12 protein-coding genes and 1 pseudogene are annotated in these 17,927 nt (G+C 60.4%); all 13 read left to right on the top strand.

Annotation, left to right across the window (positions count from 1 at the left end; all coding sequences use genetic code 11):
* Positions 1 to 43 precede the first annotated feature (43 nt).
* The 13 genes and pseudogenes from AC6H1L_RS11540 to AC6H1L_RS11480 all read left to right on the top strand — a co-directional run bounded on the left by AC6H1L_RS11540 (position 44) and on the right by AC6H1L_RS11480 (position 17,717).
* Positions 44 to 1,318, top strand: a complete 1,275-nt coding sequence (locus AC6H1L_RS11540; protein ID WP_497597652.1) for a hypothetical protein — start codon at positions 44 to 46, stop codon at positions 1,316 to 1,318.
* 1,032 nt (positions 1,319 to 2,350) lie between these two features.
* Complete coding sequence (locus AC6H1L_RS11535) at positions 2,351 to 2,647, top strand: hypothetical protein (RefSeq protein ID WP_497597651.1); 297 nt, start codon at positions 2,351 to 2,353, stop codon at positions 2,645 to 2,647.
* Positions 2,648 to 2,693: 46 nt separating this feature from the next.
* Positions 2,694 to 3,056, top strand: a complete 363-nt coding sequence (locus AC6H1L_RS11530; protein ID WP_497597650.1) for an ArsR/SmtB family transcription factor — start codon at positions 2,694 to 2,696, stop codon at positions 3,054 to 3,056.
* 3 nt (positions 3,057 to 3,059) lie between these two features.
* The gene (locus AC6H1L_RS11525) at positions 3,060 to 3,950 is read left to right on the top strand and encodes a lysophospholipid acyltransferase family protein (protein ID WP_497597649.1); all 891 of its coding nucleotides are present in this window, start codon (positions 3,060 to 3,062) and stop codon (positions 3,948 to 3,950) included.
* Between the two features lie 297 nt (positions 3,951 to 4,247).
* Positions 4,248 to 5,240 carry a lysophospholipid acyltransferase family protein gene (locus tag AC6H1L_RS11520; protein WP_497597648.1) on the top strand — a complete coding sequence of 331 codons (993 nt, stop codon included), beginning with the start codon at positions 4,248 to 4,250 and terminating at the stop codon, positions 5,238 to 5,240.
* 98 nt (positions 5,241 to 5,338) lie between these two features.
* Positions 5,339 to 6,160, top strand: coding sequence for a PHP domain-containing protein (locus AC6H1L_RS11515; protein ID WP_497597647.1), 822 nt, complete (start codon positions 5,339 to 5,341; stop codon positions 6,158 to 6,160).
* Positions 6,161 to 6,320: 160 nt separating this feature from the next.
* Positions 6,321 to 7,490, top strand: coding sequence for a glycosyltransferase family 4 protein (locus AC6H1L_RS11510; protein ID WP_497597646.1), 1,170 nt, complete (start codon positions 6,321 to 6,323; stop codon positions 7,488 to 7,490).
* A 528-nt stretch (positions 7,491 to 8,018) separates the two neighbouring features.
* Positions 8,019 to 8,517: pseudogene (locus tag AC6H1L_RS11505) on the top strand (CDP-alcohol phosphatidyltransferase family protein); the annotation flags it as partial.
* 663 nt (positions 8,518 to 9,180) lie between these two features.
* Complete coding sequence (locus AC6H1L_RS11500) at positions 9,181 to 11,736, top strand: LabA-like NYN domain-containing protein (protein WP_497597645.1); 2,556 nt, start codon at positions 9,181 to 9,183, stop codon at positions 11,734 to 11,736.
* A gap of 515 nt (positions 11,737 to 12,251) precedes the next feature.
* The gene (locus AC6H1L_RS11495; protein WP_497597644.1) at positions 12,252 to 13,337 is read left to right on the top strand and encodes a BMP family lipoprotein; all 1,086 of its coding nucleotides are present in this window, start codon (positions 12,252 to 12,254) and stop codon (positions 13,335 to 13,337) included.
* Between the two features lie 346 nt (positions 13,338 to 13,683).
* Positions 13,684 to 15,078, top strand: a complete 1,395-nt coding sequence (locus AC6H1L_RS11490; RefSeq protein WP_497597643.1) for an ABC transporter permease — start codon at positions 13,684 to 13,686, stop codon at positions 15,076 to 15,078.
* Positions 15,075 to 16,031 (top strand): ABC transporter permease, encoded by a 957-nt coding sequence (locus tag AC6H1L_RS11485; RefSeq protein ID WP_497597642.1) that lies wholly within the window; start codon positions 15,075 to 15,077, stop codon positions 16,029 to 16,031. The genes AC6H1L_RS11490 and AC6H1L_RS11485 overlap by 4 nt, the downstream gene beginning before the upstream one ends.
* 108 nt (positions 16,032 to 16,139) lie before the next feature.
* Positions 16,140 to 17,717 (top strand): ABC transporter ATP-binding protein, encoded by a 1,578-nt coding sequence (locus AC6H1L_RS11480; RefSeq protein ID WP_497601538.1) that lies wholly within the window; start codon positions 16,140 to 16,142, stop codon positions 17,715 to 17,717.
* The last annotated feature ends 210 nt before the right edge of the window (positions 17,718 to 17,927 follow it).

The raw sequence follows: 17,927 nt of genomic DNA, 5'->3' as shown, positions 1-17,927 counted from the left end.
AGGGGAGCGGCTCGCCTCTCTGGCTTCAAGCATAGACAGGAGTATGATGAAGAGCAAGCTGATCATCAAGACTACCCAGCCGGCGCGCCCGTTGCCGCATCTCCGGCGTTCACTGCAGACTGTGCTCATCAGCCTGACGCTGCTCCTGGTTGGGGCTGTGGTGCTCACCTGGCAGCTCGCCAGCGGTGGGAGCGGCAGCCAGGCCAGCGGCGCTAGTGTGCTGGGGCCGCCAACTCTGCCTGCCGCCACTGTCAATCGTATTCTGGCGTCGACTCCGATGGCCGGTACGGGGGAGGTGGTTGAACAGGCAGCCCGCCAAACAAACATCGATGACGCCTTTGCGCTGGCCGTCTGGTATGTCGAAACCAACCAGGGGGCGGCGGGGGTTGGACTGGGCGACCGTAATCCTGGGGGAGTGCGGGCCAGCCCAAGCTATCCAAGCGACGCCGGTGGCTATACTATCTACCCTTCCTATGCCGCTGCTATTCAGGACTGGTTTTCTATTGTGCAGCAGCGCTATATTGCGCGCGGGCTGACTACTGTCTATCTCATCGCCGGTCCCTACGTTGGGACTTCTAGCTCAGGTTCGTGGGCCGCTAAGGTCATGAATTTAATGACTCTCTATCGCAGTGAGGCCCCGCCTCCGACGCCGACGCCAACTCCAACGCCCGCCACCTTGAAGTATAAGATCGCGACAGCCCTGCAGAAGAAAGCTGCCCAGCAGACGCATACCGAGCGCGAGGATAGCCCGCCGGTCGGCGCTTCTGGCGGCGCCTCTCCCGGGGTAACGGCTGCCGCTTTCACCGACGGATCGAACAAGTCGGTTGAGCAAAGCAGCGTCATGCCGGTGGTTCTGGGCCTGGGCTGCGCGCTGGCGCTAGCGCTGGGAGCCATCTGGCTGCGCCGCCGACAGCGTCTACTGTTGCTCGATGCCAGTTCTGCCAGCGCCCTGCCTGCTTCGGAGCCTGTCACCGACACCCTGGTGCTCGGCTCTGTGCCGGCCACGACGACCTCGGCGATATCCTTTAGTCCAGGTCTGACGCTTTCCTGCTCCGAGCGCGATACAGATGCCTTGCCTCATTGGGGCGTGTCAGGAGAGCAGGATATCCAGGAGAGCGTTCTCAGCGCCTGGTCCGAAGCAGTGCCCTGGTCTGGTTCCCTCCCCCGCCGTCCAAAGCTGCAACCGCTGGCCACAACTGCCGCTGTACCGTTGCTCGCTGGACGCGGTGCCGGTCCGGGTAGCGGCCTCTTAAGCCGCTATGGCACGGGCGCAGGTCATGCGGCAACATCCACCAGCGCTCTGCCAGCTCAGGACTGAGCCTACCCGCGTTCGTTGGCCTCCGGGCTGGGCTGGGCTGCGCTGCGCAGCGTACTCGCTTGAGGCCGCTGGCAAAACGAGGGCGGAAAGAAGCATCTGCGGACTTCCGCTAACTGCCCTTTCCCTACTTGACGGGAGCCTGCAGATATGCTATCCTTCACTGTGCAGTGCCACCGCAGCACTCGAAGCAAGCTTGAGGCTGCGGTACGCTGTTAGGTTGGGTGACTAGCTCAATCGGTAGAGCAAGCGACTCTTAAGTGCGCCGTTGCGCTCACAGCGTCCCTGTCGGGAAAGACCCGATGCCACTGGAGCAGATGTGGCTAAAGCACCATCTTACCTCGTGCCGAAAGGTGGCGGGGGACAACAGCATGATGGAAAAGTCGCTGCTGATGATGAGCCGCGCCTGATCGCTCTCCCCAAACTTGGCTGCGCACGCTAAGAGAGGGAAGTGACGCGACTGGTCTCGGTTCGTGGCAGCGGCAGCTAGGCCGTATATGGTCAAGCCCGTAAAGGGTTGAATCCCTCAAAGGCCTGCCTCGGAGTCGTCAGCTGTGATTAGGAGGGCTGACGAATGCTCCCTCCAGGTAGGCGATTCTGCCAAAGGGAGACCTACGTACGGAGCGGGGCGCTGTGGGAACTACGGGATCACCTAAAAGCTGCAGGGAGCACCAGCAGACAAGCGGCTAACCGCTCAGCTAAGCCCTTGTAGCTCATGGTGACGGAGCGCCCATAGTACTCAAACGATCAGCGTAATGGCTGATACATGGGGAAGGGGCGCAGGAGAAGCGCGCCTAAAGGTGCTTCTCTGGAGAGCCGGATGCATCGAAAGGTGCACGTCCGGTTCGGGAGGGGATAACCAGCACGTGCGATGTGCTGGTCGACCACGTGGCCGACCAGAAAAAAAAGTTGTGCTGGCTGTCTGCTTCACTCGCTAGGTTCAGGGTTCGAGTCCCTGGTCACCCACTCTTTCCCCCATGAATGCACGGCCCAAAGCAATGATGCTCATGCTCGGATAGAGAGCCGGAAGTGGTCATGAAGGTTTCCCACTTCCGGTTTTGTTTTATTTTGGCGTTCCAGGCTGCGCGCTGGCAGGAGCAGGAGCAGACCAGTCTCCTGCTCTTTCCGCTGCTCCCTGGCCATCTGACTGCTCTCGCCGAGGCCTGCGCCTCCTTATGCCCACCGCTGGTCTGGTTGAGCGCCGAGACGGCCAATCGCTTGCTCTTCTACTGCTTCTATCGCTGCCGTCAGAAATTGCCCGCCGCCTTCTCTCACAGCTCTGCCGTCCCAATTCCCATCTTGACAGCCTTGCCGGCGCGCGTTAGTATATAAACAAAGATTTATACAAAATCGTCTGCGCACGCAAAGAAGGGTCGACTTGGACAGATCGAATGACTGGCGTGAACTGAAAACCATGATGAAAGCCCTGGCGGACGTCGTGCGCCTGACTATCATCTACCACCTGGCGCGGAAGCAGGAGATGACAGTCACTGCCCTCACCGATGCCTTAGAGATCAGCCAGCCGCTGGTCTCCTGGCATCTGCGGAAGCTGCAGCGTGCCGGGTTGGCCCGCATGCGTCGTGCCGGACGTCAGGTCTATTGTTCTCTGGATAGAGAGCGCTTTCAGTATTGCCTGCAGCGGCTGCAGCAACTGGTCGATCCCGGGTTCGTGCTGGCAACGCTGCCCGTCGGGAGTCTCCCCAAAGCGGAGGCGGCGGTTGAAGTCAACCTGGAGGAGTAACCGGTGTCTGTCATCTACTGGCTGGCACGTGGTACGAGTACGCTTGCAGGGCGCACACCCCGGCCCTTGCGTCATGCCCTCGGGGCGGCAATTGGAACGGCAAGCTATCTGGCCTGGCGCTCAAAACGCCAGGTAACTCAGCACAATATGGCCCAGGTTTTGGGCCGCTCCCCGAGCGATCGCACCGTGCGCCGGCTGGCGCGGGCTTCCTGGAGCAACTACGGACGCTACGCCTCGGACTTTTTGAGCTTCGCTCATCTCGATATTGAGGCCATTGAACGGCAAGGGCGCGACCTGACGCGAGGAGCTTCCTCCTGGCGCGAGTACCTTCAGCAGGCGCTCCGGCCTGGCCGCGGCGTGATCCTCACCACCGCCCATTTTGGCAATTGGGACCTGGCAGGCGCCATTATCGCCCGCGAAGTGCCCTTCTCTGCTATCGCCGAAACCTTCGCCGATCCACAGCTCAATGCTCTGGTGCAAAAGCAGCGCCAGGATAAGGGGATCTCGATTATCCCGATGGAACGCTCGGCCCGACCGATGTTGCGTGTGCTGCAGCAAAACCAAATGCTGGCCATTGTCATAGATCGTCCATTGGCGGAGGATGAGGGCGTTCCCGTCAGATTCTTCGGGCGCACAACGTATGTACCGGCTGGTGCGGCAAGGCTAGCTGTAAGGACAGGCGCAGCGATTATGTCCGGCTTCGTCTGGTATGGCAGAAAGGGACAATACTATATGCGCGCCTTTCCCCCCGTCTTCCCTCAGCCCGGGGAGAACCGCGAGGCCGAGGTGGTGCGCCTGACCCAGTCTATCTTTGATGCTCTGGAGGAGATGGTCCGTACTTATCCCGATCAGTGGTACATGTTTCGTCCATTCTGGCCCGCCGCTGATCCCTAGGCTGCAGACGAGCAACAGGCCTGCTGGCTTTTTGCCAGCCTGCCTGGAGAGACAGCGGCCAGGCGAGGCGCCTCAGCGCTGCTACAACTGAACGACGCGCGGCGGAGGGTACCGCGATACACGAGGTGAGCGTCATGCTTGTGCCCCAGTCCTCGGGCGGCTCCGCGCCGGCGGCAGTAGGCGAGATGAGATCAGCAAGCGTGAGCCGCTGTCAGGAGAGGCCTGGGCAGGGTACTCCAGGGCAACGGATCAGGATATCAAGAGAAAACGCGCTCCTTGCGCCAGAAAACGACGAAGATGTATCTACTATTTCGCCTTGCCGCTGTCATTGTCCCGCGCCTGCCGCGTCGCTGGCTACCTGCACTTAGCGTGTTGTTGGGCTGGCTTGCCTGGATGATTGCAGTGAAGGCCCGGCGGCAGGCCACCGCCAATATGCTCCATGTGCTGGGGCCAGAGGTACAGGCCACGCGCCTCGGACGTCGGCGTCTCAGGCGCACCGTGCGCCAGATGTTTATCAATAACGTGCGCAACTATCTTGAAGGCTTTTGCTTGCCCTACGTACCAGTCGAAGAAATTGTCGATAATATCATTCCTGGCGGTGAGGAGCATCTCGCAGCCGCCCTGGCCCAAGGCAAGGGAGTACTGATCATCTCTGCCCACTTCGGCCCGTTTGACTATCTGAGCCAATGGCTGGTCGCCAGAGGTTATGAGCTGGTGATCCCAGTCGAACAGCTCAAGGATCGGCGCATGCTCGAATTGATGCTGAACCTGCGCTGCAGCCACGGCATTAAGTATCTGCCCGTTGGCAATGGCACAACTATGCGCGCAATTCTGCGCACATTGCGCCAGAATCAGCTTGTGCTGATCACCGCCGATCGGGCTGTCGTAGGCCAGAGCGTTGAGGTCCCTTTCTTCGGGGCCCCGGCTCGCCTGCCAGAAGGGCCAGCCCTGCTGGCTCAGCGCACAGGCGCAGCCCTCGTCGGCGCCTTCGGCTGGCGTCTCAAAGGAACGCGTATGCAGGGAGAATTTACACCGATCTCCCTGGCCCTTCCCGAAGAGGAGCGGCAGAACCCGAACGCCCTCATGCGCTCAATCGTCCAGGTCATGGAACGCTATATCCGGGCCCATCCCGAGCAGTGGCTTGTCTTCGCGCCTGTCTGGTTGGACCACCCGGCTGACTCGCCTGCCGCGCCTGCTACGGCGGCGGACTCGGAGGAGCAGGGTCAGGGACGGCGCCGGATCAGCGGAGAGGAAAGTGGAGAGCAAGAGGGCGTCGTCGGCTGCCAATAGGGGTTGTCCAGTGAGTGGCTGTGGAGAAACCGTCTCCGCTCTCCTGGGCGAGAGGAGCTTTCCTTCCACATCTTCTCACTCAACGTTGAAGGAGTAGTATGGCTAGACGTATGAGCAACAGGATGACAGAGGAATTCCGGCCCGCCAGCCTGGCTAAGCGCTTGCTGGGCCGCCATCGGCAGATGACGGCTGCCGAAGCCTATCTGGCTGGAAAGCTGGGCAGGGCCGATCTCCATATTCATAGCACCTGCAGTGATGGGACGGCGACAATAGAAGAGATTCTCGAATATACTGAACGTTTCAGTGATCTGGATGTGATTGCCATCACGGATCACGACGCCATTGATGGCTCACTGCGCGCCCGCGATCTGTGGGCTAAGAGACCCTACCGCTTTGACTACATCGTCGGCGAAGAAGTCAGCACGCGTGAGGGGCACTTACTGGCGCTCTTCATCGAAGAGCGTATCCCTCCCGGCTTGAGCATGGAGGAGAGCATTGCCCTCATCCATGAACAGGGAGGACTGGCCATCGTAGCCCATCCCCTGCATCGTCTCTTCCGCCATAGCTGCCAGCGCGAAGTACTTGATCGCCTGACCAGCTCGGGCACCGTGCAGCTCGACGGCATCGAGACCTGGAACGCCAGTTTCTGCGGCATCTACGCTAATCAGGTGGCTATGCGGACCAATCGCAAGGTCTATCGCCTCCCCGAGGTCGGGAACAGCGACGCCCATACCCTCAACGCCATTGGCCGCGGCTGCACCTGGTTCGAAGGGCGCACGGCTCAGGATCTGCGTGCGTCGCTGCTAGCCGGCACCACTGCCCCCGGAGGACGGCTCTGGCAGATGTACGATTATCTCCAACTAGCTCAGTATCACTTTAGCAAGCGAAATCAGAAGAATCGTCGTGTCTTTGCGGCGTGAGGTGCGCAGAGTCTTCCTTTTGGTAGAGGCAAGCTCTTGCGAAAGTCTGGTAAAATGTTGTATGGCGCCTTTGGCTGAGTAGGAGGGGACCGTGGCCGGGCTTGCGTAAGGTCCAGGGGATAGTCGCGTCTCTACAACATTGTAAGGCAGGGAGCGACTCGTGAAAATAGGTCTCGTGACTCCATACGACTGGAGCTATCCTGGTGGAGTGCGTGAACATGTCCGCCATTTGGCGCGTGAGTTTCGCAGAATGGGTCTGGAGGTGCGCATCCTTGCCCCGGTCTCTCAAGATGACGAGCGGTTGGCAGAGGAACAGGTCTACAAGATGGCCGGGGCCTCACCCGTTCCTTTTAATGGCTCGATCGCTCGCGTGGCCCTCAACCCCTATCTGGGGCGGCGCGTGCGTTCCGTGTTGCAGCACGAACGCTTTGACATTATCCATCTGCACGAGCCATTGATTCCCGGTTTGCCCCTGGCGGTGCTCCGTTTCTCGCGTGCGATCAATGTGGGGACATTTCATGCCTTTGCTGCTGCCAGGATCACCTCCACACCCTATCTGGCCTATGCATCGCTGCATCCTTTCCTGCGCCCTTACTTTCGCCGGCTGGCCGGGCGCATCGCCGTTTCACCGGCGGCCTACCAGTTCGTGTCACGCTACTTTCCGGCGGACTATCGCCTGATCCCGAATGGGGTCGACTTGGAGCGCTTCAACATCTGGAACCAGCCTTTGCCCTGGTTCATGGATGGGAAGCGGAACATCCTCTTTGTCGGGCGGTTTGAGAAGCGCAAGGGCGCCAAATATCTGTTACGCGCTATCCCCGCGATCCGTGAGCGCCATCCCGACACACGGTTCATTTTCGTGGGCGAAGGCGGGTTGAAGCGCGGTTTCGAACGCTTTGTCGAGAAGCAGGGCTGGCAGGATGTGGTCTTTGTGGGCCGTGTTTCGGCGGAGGAGCTGCCACGCTACTTTGCCAGCGCCCATGTCTTCTGTGCACCCTCGATCGGCGGCGAAAGCCTGGGGGTGGTCCTGCTGGAGGCAATGGCTTCCGGCGTACCAGTGGTGGCGAGTAATATCGAGGGCTATGCCACAGTCATTACTCATGGCCTCAATGGTCTGTTAGCGCCCCCGCGTGATAGCCTCGCGCTCAGTATGGCCATCTGTCGCCTGCTCGAAGATGAACCATTGCGGCGGCGCCTGGTTGAAGCTGGCCTGCAAACCAGTCAGCAGTATGCCTGGCCGCAGATTGCGCGTCGCGTGCTGGACTACTATCAGGAGTTGCTGGAGGAGAGGCAACTCCTCTATACGCTGCGCGAGCGAGAGCCGGTCTAAACGGTCTTTTTCCCCCTGCGGTCAGCAAGCGCGGCGAGCAAGGCAGTGCTCGCGAGCGGATGGGATTGGAGCGAATCAGAAGGCCGGCTAGGGTCAGCCGAGCCATTCAAGGCCACTCAAGCCCAGGCAAGCCCAGCAGGACGATGAAGAGTCTCGCCTCGCTTCGGCGAGCGAGGATAAGAAAAGAATGGCCCAGCAAGATGTAGTTTGCTTCGGGGCACAGGCAGCAAAGGCGCTGTCCCTGTGCCCGCCGTCGGCTCAACGTCGATCGCCGCATCCTGGCCACCGCTTGGCTACGCTGCTCACCGACGACCTGCGCGGCGCGCTGCTGGCGCTTGCTCTTTGCCTTCCCTTCGCTGCCGGACTCTGGCTACTGCCTGTCAGCGAGTGTCACGGCACGGAGACTGTTCGCGGCTTTTCGTTTGGTCGTGTAGTGCGTAGTCTACGTCATCTTCAGAGGCCCTCGCGGCAGGCTCGCTGCGAAAAAAGAGCTAGTCCGAAGAGGGCCGGGTATGGTACAATAAAGATATGTTAAGCAGACGCATCCAGCAACAAGTTCGACTCCTGGTGGCTTTCATTATCAGACCGCTGGCCAACCTTGGCGTGACTCCGAATATGTTAACGCTGGTCGGGCTGTTGCTTAGCGGCTTAACAGCCCTGGTGATAGCGCAGGGGTACCTGGTGGCAGGCGGTTTGCTGGTGTTGTTTGCTGGCATCTTTGACATGTTCGATGGGGCTGTGGCTCGCGTTCGCCAGGCGGCTACGACCTTTGGCGCTTTCTTCGACTCGACTCTCGACCGCTATTCGGAAAGTATCATTCTCTTTGGGCTGCTCTGGTACGTGTTGCAGCGGCCAGCTCTCCATGAGCAGCTCTGGCCCTTTGGCCATGAGCAGCTCTGGATGATTGTCCTGGTGTTCGTCGCTGTTGTCGGCTCGCTGATGGTTAGCTATACTAAGGCACGCGCCGAAGGCCTGGGACTGGAATGTAAAACTGGATTGCTTGCCCGCCCCGAACGTGTCGTCATCCTGGCCATTGGCCTGATTGTGGGCATTGAGATCTGGGCACTGGTTCTCCTGGCGGTCTTCTCACAGATCACCGCCCTTGAGCGCATGTTCTACGTCTGGCGCATCACGCGCCGGCAGGAGAGCGGGCGCGCCGCGCCTCAGCCGGCTCCGGCTCCTACTCCTGCTTCCGCCACGCTCGCCAGTGATCAGCAGAGCAGTGCCCGCCTTGAGCGCGACCACGAGCAACGCGCTCGCTTCCTGGGCCGGGGCCGAGCCGGAAAGGCCCAAGAATCATCTGCTCGCCCCGTTCCCAGCCATATCCCGCCTCTCAGTGGCGGTATGCAGCAACAAGAGTGATTCCAAGCTTTGCGAACGGTGTAGAGGAGATCGGGATCGGACGTGCATGTAGCGTGAGGTGCCTGTCGCAAGCAGCGGAGGACAGGCAGGGCGGATAGATGGTAGTGCGCATCCGCCCATCTTTGCAACGCGGATCGGTGAAAGTACGGCGCGATTCGATGTGCTTACTCTTGATTGGCTAGCCTTTTCCCGAGCACCCGTTGAGGTAGAGCAGACGATAGGCGAGCAATGACGACATCCATTCGCCCTGACGGCTCTCTGCGTCAAGTACCTCTCCAGATGATCGCCTGCGCTCCGGTCCCGAATTAGTGAGACTGGAGATCTTTTTGTGACAAGAGAACATTCGCAGCCAGAGAAGAGCGACGTTGATGTGTCCGTCGCAAAGGAAGCATTTGCCTCCGAAGACGCAGCAACTCCTGCTTCTCTAGAGCCGACTGCGCCCCCCGGGGCGCAGGTGCCGGAGGGTACTGTGGAAGGGCAGAAGCAACCACCTGCGCGGGAGAGTGCGGACGCTGCTCCTGGCTATGAGCTTCCGTCTCAGGCGGAGGCCTCCTCTCAGCGCATCCAGGAAAGCGTGGCCGCCTACTCGCCCGTTGAACCCCTTTCCGCCTCTTCCACTCCCTCTACACCATCAGCACAGGAGGCCTTTGCGACGCCGAGCGAGGAGCCTGCCTCGCTCATTGAGGGCTTTCTGCCGTTCAGTGAGGGGAACGTACGCCCCTTCAGTGAGTTTATTGAGGAGTTCCGTCAGGCTGAAGAAGCCCGCCAGGCCGCTACGCTCGAAGCGGTGCATGAGGCGCTGGATGCCCTCAGTTCCTTGAGGGCCGTGGGCAGTCTAAACGCGCCCGCCGAGGGAGAGGGTGGCCCGTCTGTTGATCAACCGGCTTCTTCGCAGCCGGCACAAGCGCCTACAACGCCGGCTATTCCAGGACGTCTCTCGTTTGTGAGCGGTGGCGGTAGTGGCATGGCAATCAGCTCGCCTTCAGTCAGCGAGGCGCCGGTCCAGTCGGCAGAGCCATCAGCCGAGGTCGCTCGCGAGGACCAGGGAGGGAGCGAGCTTGCTCAGCCGGAGCAGGTGCCCTCGTCGGCGGAGGAACCTGCTGAAAAGCTGCAGGAGGAGCCGCCGGCTGCCCAGATGCCACCAGCGGCGCACACTCCTCCCGCGCCTGAGAAGCCCGCCGAGCGTCCACTGTCGCCTTTGTTACGCCCGGCTACGCGCATCCGTTTGCCTCGCTACGGGCGTCTGCGTGAGCCGTTCATCGAGGAGCGCCCCGCTCCTGAGCCTGAAGCTGAGAAGGGCGCCGAAGAGGAGAGCCAGGTCGCTGCAGCTCAGGCCGGCGGTGAGCCGACTGCCGCTCCTCCCGGCCAGGGTGAGAGCGGCAGCCCCGAGGCTACTGCCGCCGCTGGCGAGGAGGGGCAGACAACTCGTCCCGCGCGTCGCTATCGCTTCGATCGTCCGGCCACTACGGTCAATAGCGCTATGTTCCTGGTTAATCCATCTCAGCAGTCGACACCGCCTGAGCAGCAGCGCGAGGCGGAGGAGCGGCTTGCGGCTTCTGGTAGCCCTGGCCCTGCTGCCCAAGAGGAGCGTCGACCCGAGACGGAACAACCGAAGATGGCAGCTACTCCCGGCGAGCGCGCCGGAGAGGTTCTTCCTGTCTCGCCTCGTGAGATGCTAAACGAGCAGACTGTGGAAGATCAGCAATATAATAATCACAACAAAGACAGTAGACAACAACAGCAGCAACAACAAGCGAAAGAAAAAGAACAGGAGCAGCCGGCTGCCCCTGTGGCTTCGCAAGCGCAGCCGACGGCCAACGGCGCCAGGCCGGCGGCTCAGGAGGCCCAGGCTCCTGCCCCTGAAGATCTGCCTCCCCTGGAGTACTCTGAGATTCAGGCGGCCACCTCGCGCCGGCGTCGCCGCCGTCGTTCCAAGTCGGCGGCAGCCTCTGCACCCGCGCCGGCAGCTGAGCCGACGCCACCCCCGATAGCTCCGCCGCCCACGCCGGTCTCTCCGGTCACTGTGCCGCCTGTGACGCAGCCGGCGTCGGCACCGGCCTCGCAGCCGACAGCTCCTGCCGGACTCTACCATATTATCTCCGGCACCACTATGAACCAGATGAATCTGGGCAACGAGTTCGGAGGTCCTTTCATGGCGCCAGAACCTTCGCCCGCACGCGGCAGCGTGGCTGTGCGCGAAGCTGGTGTGCGCCCTTCACGCTCCGATGTGCAGCGGAACAATGTAGTTTATCCGAATAACCGTGGAAATGATCCGATGGCTCAGTTCGCCAATACGGTCGTGCAGGCTATTCAGTCACAGACCGACCGTATTGTGGCCGAGCTGCGCCGCACTCACCAGTCGCCGACCAATGTTTCGGTCTCGATCCCCCCTCCGCCATCGACGGAGCGGGTGGGGGTCTTCGTCGATGTGGCTAATCTGCTCTATTCGGCGCGTACGCTGCGGCTAACCATTGATTTTGGCAAGCTGCTCGACTTCTTGCGCGGCAATCGCCGTCTGGTGCGGGCCCATGCCTACTGCCCGACCAGCCCGCAGCCCGGCGATGAGCAAATGTTCCTCCAGGCTGTTAAGGGCCTGGGCTACCGCATTACGACGAAGAACTATAAGACGTTCTCCAGCGGTGCGAAGAAGGCTGATCTCGATTTGGATTTGTGCATGGACGTAGTGCGGCTTGTGGAGAGCCGGGCTGTTGACTGTATTGTGCTGGTCAGCGGCGATAGCGATTTTATGCCCATGCTCGATTACTGCTCGGATCACGGCGTGCGCGTCGAGGTGGCGGCCTTCGACGAGGCCATGTCTGCCACGTTGCGCCAAAGCTGCGACCTGTTCATCAATCTCTCGGTGCTGGAGGAGATCCGCGCCTGAGAGCGCTCCTGCTCAGGGAAGCGCAGAACGGCCATTCCGTGATCACTGGCTTCCTCTCGTCTGGAAGAACGTTGTGACAAAGCTAGCACACAGCACACCAGCGCGGCGGCGAGGAGAAGGGGCTGAAGCTGTATGTTATGGATGGCTCGCCTCTCTCCTCGCCGCTTCTCTTCGCCCTCTCTGGCTCTCTGACTGCCCTCTCTACCGGCTCTCTTCCTCCCTTGTTGGCCCTTTCGGGCTGTGTGAGATGTCCCAGCTCAGCGGCGTATAATTGACATGGAACCAACCGCTGCGAGGTCTGTTCCACTGCCCGGTGCTATCCCGCCAGAACAGTCGACCCATGCTGTCCTGGTTTTCTGATGCTCTGCTGATTCATGGGTTGCAGCTTGCTTTTTTGTATGCCGAAGATGGAGGCAGAGCCCCTTATTTGTTTGTAGTGCACCGCTACAATAACAGGAAGAGAACTTTCTGCTGACACACTACGTTCTCCGGGGAGAGAAGAAAGGAACGCGCGTATGCGAAAAGGTGGCATTTCAGCCCGCATTGTGGCCCTGCTCGCCTTATTTACTGTCCTGCTGGCTGCTTGTGGTGGCAGCAGCACAAGCAGTACGGGTGGTAGCACTGGCACCACCCCAACGGCTCAGACGGCGATCTCAGTGGCCCTGGTCACTGATATCGGCGGTTTGAACGATCGCAGCTTCAACCACCTGGCCTATGTGGGCTACACTAAGGCGATGAACGAGTTCCATTTTACGCGCCAGGTGATCGAATCCAAAAATCAGGCCGATTACGTTAAAAACCTGACGTTGGCGGCTCGTAGCGCCGATCTGGTCTTTGCCGTCGGCTTCCTGATGCAGAATGCCGTCGATCAGGTGGCGCATCAGTTCCCCACCAAGAAGTTTGCTATTATCGATGGTTGCGCGGTGCCAGCGGGCAAGCAGGATTGCGAATCGCTGCCCAATGTGGCGCCCCTCTTCTTTAAGGAGCAGGAAGCTGGCTGCCTGGTTGGGGCTATCGCAGCTCAGATGGAGGTCGATGGCAAGTCTAAGATTCCGCAGCTGCGTGGCCATAATACGATCGGCGCCGTTGGCGGCCTGCCTATTCCGCCCGTGAATCGCTATATCGCTGGCTACAAGTTCTGCGCCAAGAAGGTTGATCCCAGCATCACTGTGGTGATTAACTACTCGCAAGATTTCTCGGCCACCGATAAGTGTAAGGATGCTGCGCTCAGTCAGATCAATCAGCACAACGCCGATATCATTTTCCAGGTGGCCGGTGGCTGCGGTGTGGGCGCGCTCGATGCTGCCGATCAGGAGGGGGTCTTTGGAATCGGTGTTGATGCCGATCAGAACTATCTCCACCCGAAGAGCGTCATTACAAGCGCCCTCAAGAAGGTCGATGTTGCCGTCTACGATACAATCAACGACTATGCTCACGGCAAATTCACTAACAATCCACCGCGCTTCGACCTGGCCCATGATGGTGTCGGCTATGGTACACTGAGCAGCGTGGTGCCGGCTGATGCGAAGAACAAAGCCGACCAGCTTGCTGATCAGATCAGGGCTGGTACGCTTGTGGTTCCTGAGACTATTCCTTCCTGACCTGCGTAGTGAGTGAGTAGCCCGGGCATGACCAGATCGGGGTGTCGGAGCAGCGCAACGAGCGCCCCGATCTGGTCCTTTGTTCTCTCTCTGCTTGCTATCCTTACCTCGCCTGTGGCACGCGGACCACTCGCTCGCTCTACTCGGGAGCGCGAGCTCGCCTGCCGCCAGGCTTCGCCTGCGCGCTCGGTCTGGCCGCTGTCGTCTTCAAACCCTGCTTGTTTCTGCTCTGTGACGATGCTATCATTACAAGTCAGTTTTTTGTTTGGCGGACCGAGCATCTAGCCTGGCAGAAGGCTAGCCGCTCCTTCCTGCCTGGCGATTGCTGATCGGGAGGATTCGCTCTATGGCCTTGCAGACTGCTCAACCGCGCTCACCTGCTCCTCCGACGTTGGAGACCAGGTCAACGACCTGGTTGCTCTGGCTGCGCAGGGTTGGCACCGGGCTGGGGCGCCCACTGCTAGCGCTGGTGCTGGCCATGATCGCTGGCGTGATTGTGATCATGATCACTGCCTCTGGCTCGCTCCTCGACCGTTTCAATGCTGCCTTGCTGGCCTATGGTTATCTCTTCTCGGGAGCTTTTGGCAACGCGGCCAATCTCTCATTTTCGCTTGTGAATGTGACGCCTCTGATCTTTACTGGCCTCTCTGTGGCTGTTGCCTACCGCGCGCGCCTCTTCAATATTGGGGCCGAGGGCCAGTTTGCTGCCGGGGCGATCCTGGCGGCGATTGTCGGCATTAAGTGCTCAACCTGGCCCGGGTGGCTGTTGACGCCGCTGATGATTGTGGCCGGTGCCCTGGCGGGGGCGGTCTGGGGTGGAATTGTCGGCCTGCTGAAGGCGTGGCGAGGCGCTCATGAGGTAGTGACCACGATCATGCTGAACTGGATTATCTTCTATATCAGCGACTGGCTCGTTTCAGGTCCCCTGCAGGCTCCAGGTCAGGCCGATCAGACGCCTTCTATGCCTCCACAGACCAATCTTCCCAAGCTCTCGGTACTCTATAATCAAACTCTTGGCCATTTCCTGCCTGCCATTCAGCAGCCCGAGCAGTACATTGTAGACATTAGCTTTCTCTTTGCTCTGGTGGCCCTGGTCGTCTACTGGTTCCTGATGACACGCACTACCTTTGGCTATGAAACGCGCGTCGTGGGGGAGAATCCCCGGGCCGCCCAGTACGCCGGCATCTCGGTGAAACGCAATGTGGTGCTGGTGATGACCTTAGCTGGCCTCTTCGCTGGCCTCGGTGGGACATTGCAGCTGATGGGGCAGTATCCTTACGAGGTCATTGGCCAGGTGTTCCGCAATGATACAACGGGCTTTGACGCCATCGGTGTGGCTCTGCTCGGGCGCATGACGGCCATCGGCATCTTTCTTGGGGCTTTGCTTTTCGGCGGCATGCGTCAGGGCGGCTCGCTGATGCAGCTCAAGGCCAATGTACCAGGCGATCTGGTCTATATTGTCGAAGCCCTCGTTCTCTTTAGCATCGCAGTGCAGTTTCTCCCGGTGATTCGTCAGGCCATTGTCAAGCGCTTCGCCGCGGCGCGTCAGCCGACGGTAGTGGCCGCGCTCGCCGGTGGGGTAGTTGATCTGGATCAGCCGACACCTGCGAACGGCGCGGGCACTCCAACAATGGAGGCTCAGTCACAGGCTGAGGGGGCAGAGACTCAAGGGGCTTCCCTGACTGATAGACAGCAGGGTCAGGCTCAGGAGCGTCAAAATCAGCAGAATGGGGAGGCGTGAACGTGTTCTGGCCTATCTTTTTCCGGGTGATTACGTCAGGCGATCTCTGGCAGGCTTCCCTGCAGTTTGCCGCGCTCCTGCTGCTGCCCGCTCTGGGAGGGGTGATCTCGGAGCGCAGCGGGGTGGTAAACATTGCGATGGAGGGTATGATGCTGATCGGCTGCTATGTCGGGGTGGCGGTGACGCTGGCCAGCCATAATGTTCTGGTGGGGGTGTTGGCTGCTATCATTGCCGGTGGCCTGCTGGCTCTGGTGCATGGCGTGGTCTCGATCCATTTCAAGGCCGATCAGATTATCAGTGGCATCGCCATCAATGTCGCCGCTCTAGGCCTGACCAATTATCTCAATATTGTGCAGACCGGCGGCCAGGGAATTCCCAGCCTTGCTTCTTCCCTCCGGCTTCCGATCTTGAACTGGGGACCGTTGGGCCAGCTCCCTTTTATCGGTCAGGTGCTCTTTCAGCAGAATAGCGTGTTCTACCTGACAATTGTCATCCTGTTAGGCATGCAATTCCTGCTGTTTAGAACCAATCTGGGTCTGCGCATTCGCGCTGTCGGTGAGCATCCGCAAGCTGCGGATACGGCGGGCATTCCGGTGCGTCTGCTGCGCTATGCCTGTGTGGTGACCAGCGGCCTGCTCTCTGGGCTGGCCGGGGCCTTTCTGGCCTTGGGAGTGGCTGGCACCTTCAATCCCAATATGACCGCCGGGCGTGGTTTCATCGCTCTTGCGGCGGTGGTTTTTGGTAAGTACACGCCGCTGGGAGCTGCCGGCGCCTGCCTGATCTTCGGGCTGGGCCTGGCGCTGAGCGTGCGTCTGCAGGATACGGGTATTGACTCCAATCTGCTGGCCACCTTGCCCTATATTTTGACCATTATTGCTCTTATCGGGCTGGTCGGGCGCACAGTGGCCCCGGCTGCCGATGGCGTGCCCTATGAGCCGGGCAGCGCCGAATAGCCAGCAGCGTAAGCCCGAGGAGGTCAAGGAAGCATGCACGAACAGGAGAAGGCGTCTCTTGCTCAGGTAGAGGCTACTGGCTCTGCTCGCTCGCCCTATGCGGTGGAGATGCGCGAGATCTGCAAGGCCTGGCCTGGCGTGGTTGCCAACGATCATGTGAATCTGCGCGTGCGGCGCGGCGAGATTCATGCCCTGGTTGGCGAGAACGGGGCCGGTAAGACGACCCTGATGAACATTCTCTACGGGCTGGTGCGCCCCGATAGTGGGGAGATTTATGTCAACGGCGAGCGCGTCCATATTAGCGGGCCGCGCGATGCCATCCGCCTCCATATTGGCATGGTGCATCAGCATTTCATGCTCATTCCTCCCTTGACGGTGGCTGAAAACATCGTGCTGGGCCAGGAGCCGGGTGGCCCGCTGGCCATCTATGATCGGCGCCAGGCCCGTGAGCTGGTGCTCCAGCTCAGTGCTCGCTACGGGCTACCGATTGATCCCGACGCCCGTATTGAAAAGCTCTCGGTGGGTCTGCAGCAGCGCGTCGAGATCCTGAAGGCGCTCTATCGCGCTGCCGATATTCTCATCCTTGATGAGCCGACGGGCGTGCTAACGCCGCAGGAAACCTATGAGCTGTTCGATGTGCTGCGCGCACTCTCTCGGCAGGGGAAAACCATCATCTTTATTACCCATAAGCTGCGGGAGGTGCTCGAATTGACTGATCGCGTGACCGTCCTGCGGCGCGGGCGGAACGTGGGCGAGCTGGTGACTCGGGAGACGAATCAGGCAGAGATCGCCCGGCTGATGGTGGGACGTGAAGTCCTGCTGCGGGTCGAGAAACGCCCAGCGCGGCCCGGCCCGGTGGTGCTGCGCGTTGAGAATCTGCATGCCCGCTCCGATCGTGGTCTGGAGGCGTTGCAAGGAGTCAGCTTCGAAGTGCGCGCTGGCGAGATTCTGGGCATTGCGGGAGTTGAAGGCAATGGGCAAAGCGAGCTGGTTGAAGTTCTCAGCGGCATGCGCCGCGCCACGGCTGGCCGCATTACCATCACCCATGTCAGCGGCGAGCAGCGCGGCAAAACCTACGACATTACGCATATGAATGCGCGGGAAGAGCGCCTTGTCGGGGTGGCGCATATTCCCGAGGATCGGCGCGGCAGTGGCCTGGTTCTAAGCGATACCATCGAGAATAATACCATTTTGGGGCGCGAACGCTGGCCACGCTTCGCCCGTGGGCGCTTTATTCTGCGCCTGCGCGAGATCGCCCAGTGGGCGCGGCGCCTGGTGCGAGAGTTCGACGTCCGTACACCAAGTACGCGTCTGCCGGTGCGGGCCCTCTCGGGCGGCAATCAGCAGAAAGTCATTGTGGCGCGCGAATTTGCCTCAGATCCACAGTTGCTGATCGCCGCCCAGCCTACACGTGGGGTCGATATTGGCGCCATTGAGTTCATTCACCGTCGCCTGATCGAGCAGCGCGATGCGGGCAAAGCGGTTTTGCTGGTCTCGGCCGAGCTGGATGAGATTCGCTCGCTCTCCGATCGTATCGCGGTGATGTATGAGGGGCGCATTGTGGATATTGTCACACCGGACGCCAGCGAAGAAGAGCTAGGGCTGCTCATGACAGGAGGGCGGCCGGCTTCCCCGGGGGCGTCGAGGGCCGAGCGAGCATCGGCGCCAGGTGAGTCGGCGAGCTGAATCAGGCTCCGAGCGGCGGTCAATCGGATGGCCTGCTCTCACGGTACTCGGCTCGGTCTGATCCAGCTCGCTGGCCTGAGAAAGCTCGGAAACATGGTCAGGCAGGCCAGGCCCTGACCTGGCCTGCGGCGGACGCCGTGAAGCAAATCAGCAGTGGGACGAAAGCCGCAGCAGCTGTGACCGCCTTCCGTTGAAGGGGCACGGAGCTGG

The organism is Thermogemmatispora argillosa (assembly GCF_059696725.1).
The sequence above is the reverse complement of the archived record's forward strand: the minus strand, read 5'-3'. Positions and strand labels throughout refer to the sequence as shown.

Coding starts and splice junctions, on each gene's coding strand:
- AC6H1L_RS11480 (WP_497601538.1), top strand. CDS start 16,140: ATGCGCGAGATCTGCAAGGCCTGGCCTGGCGTGGTTGCCAACGATCAT.
- AC6H1L_RS11535 (WP_497597651.1), top strand. CDS start 2,351: ATGAAGGTTTCCCACTTCCGGTTTTGTTTTATTTTGGCGTTCCAGGCT.
- AC6H1L_RS11540 (WP_497597652.1), top strand. CDS start 44: ATGATGAAGAGCAAGCTGATCATCAAGACTACCCAGCCGGCGCGCCCG.
- AC6H1L_RS11520 (WP_497597648.1), top strand. CDS start 4,248: ATGTATCTACTATTTCGCCTTGCCGCTGTCATTGTCCCGCGCCTGCCG.
- AC6H1L_RS11495 (WP_497597644.1), top strand. CDS start 12,252: ATGCGAAAAGGTGGCATTTCAGCCCGCATTGTGGCCCTGCTCGCCTTA.
- AC6H1L_RS11490 (WP_497597643.1), top strand. CDS start 13,684: ATGGCCTTGCAGACTGCTCAACCGCGCTCACCTGCTCCTCCGACGTTG.
- AC6H1L_RS11515 (WP_497597647.1), top strand. CDS start 5,339: ATGGCTAGACGTATGAGCAACAGGATGACAGAGGAATTCCGGCCCGCC.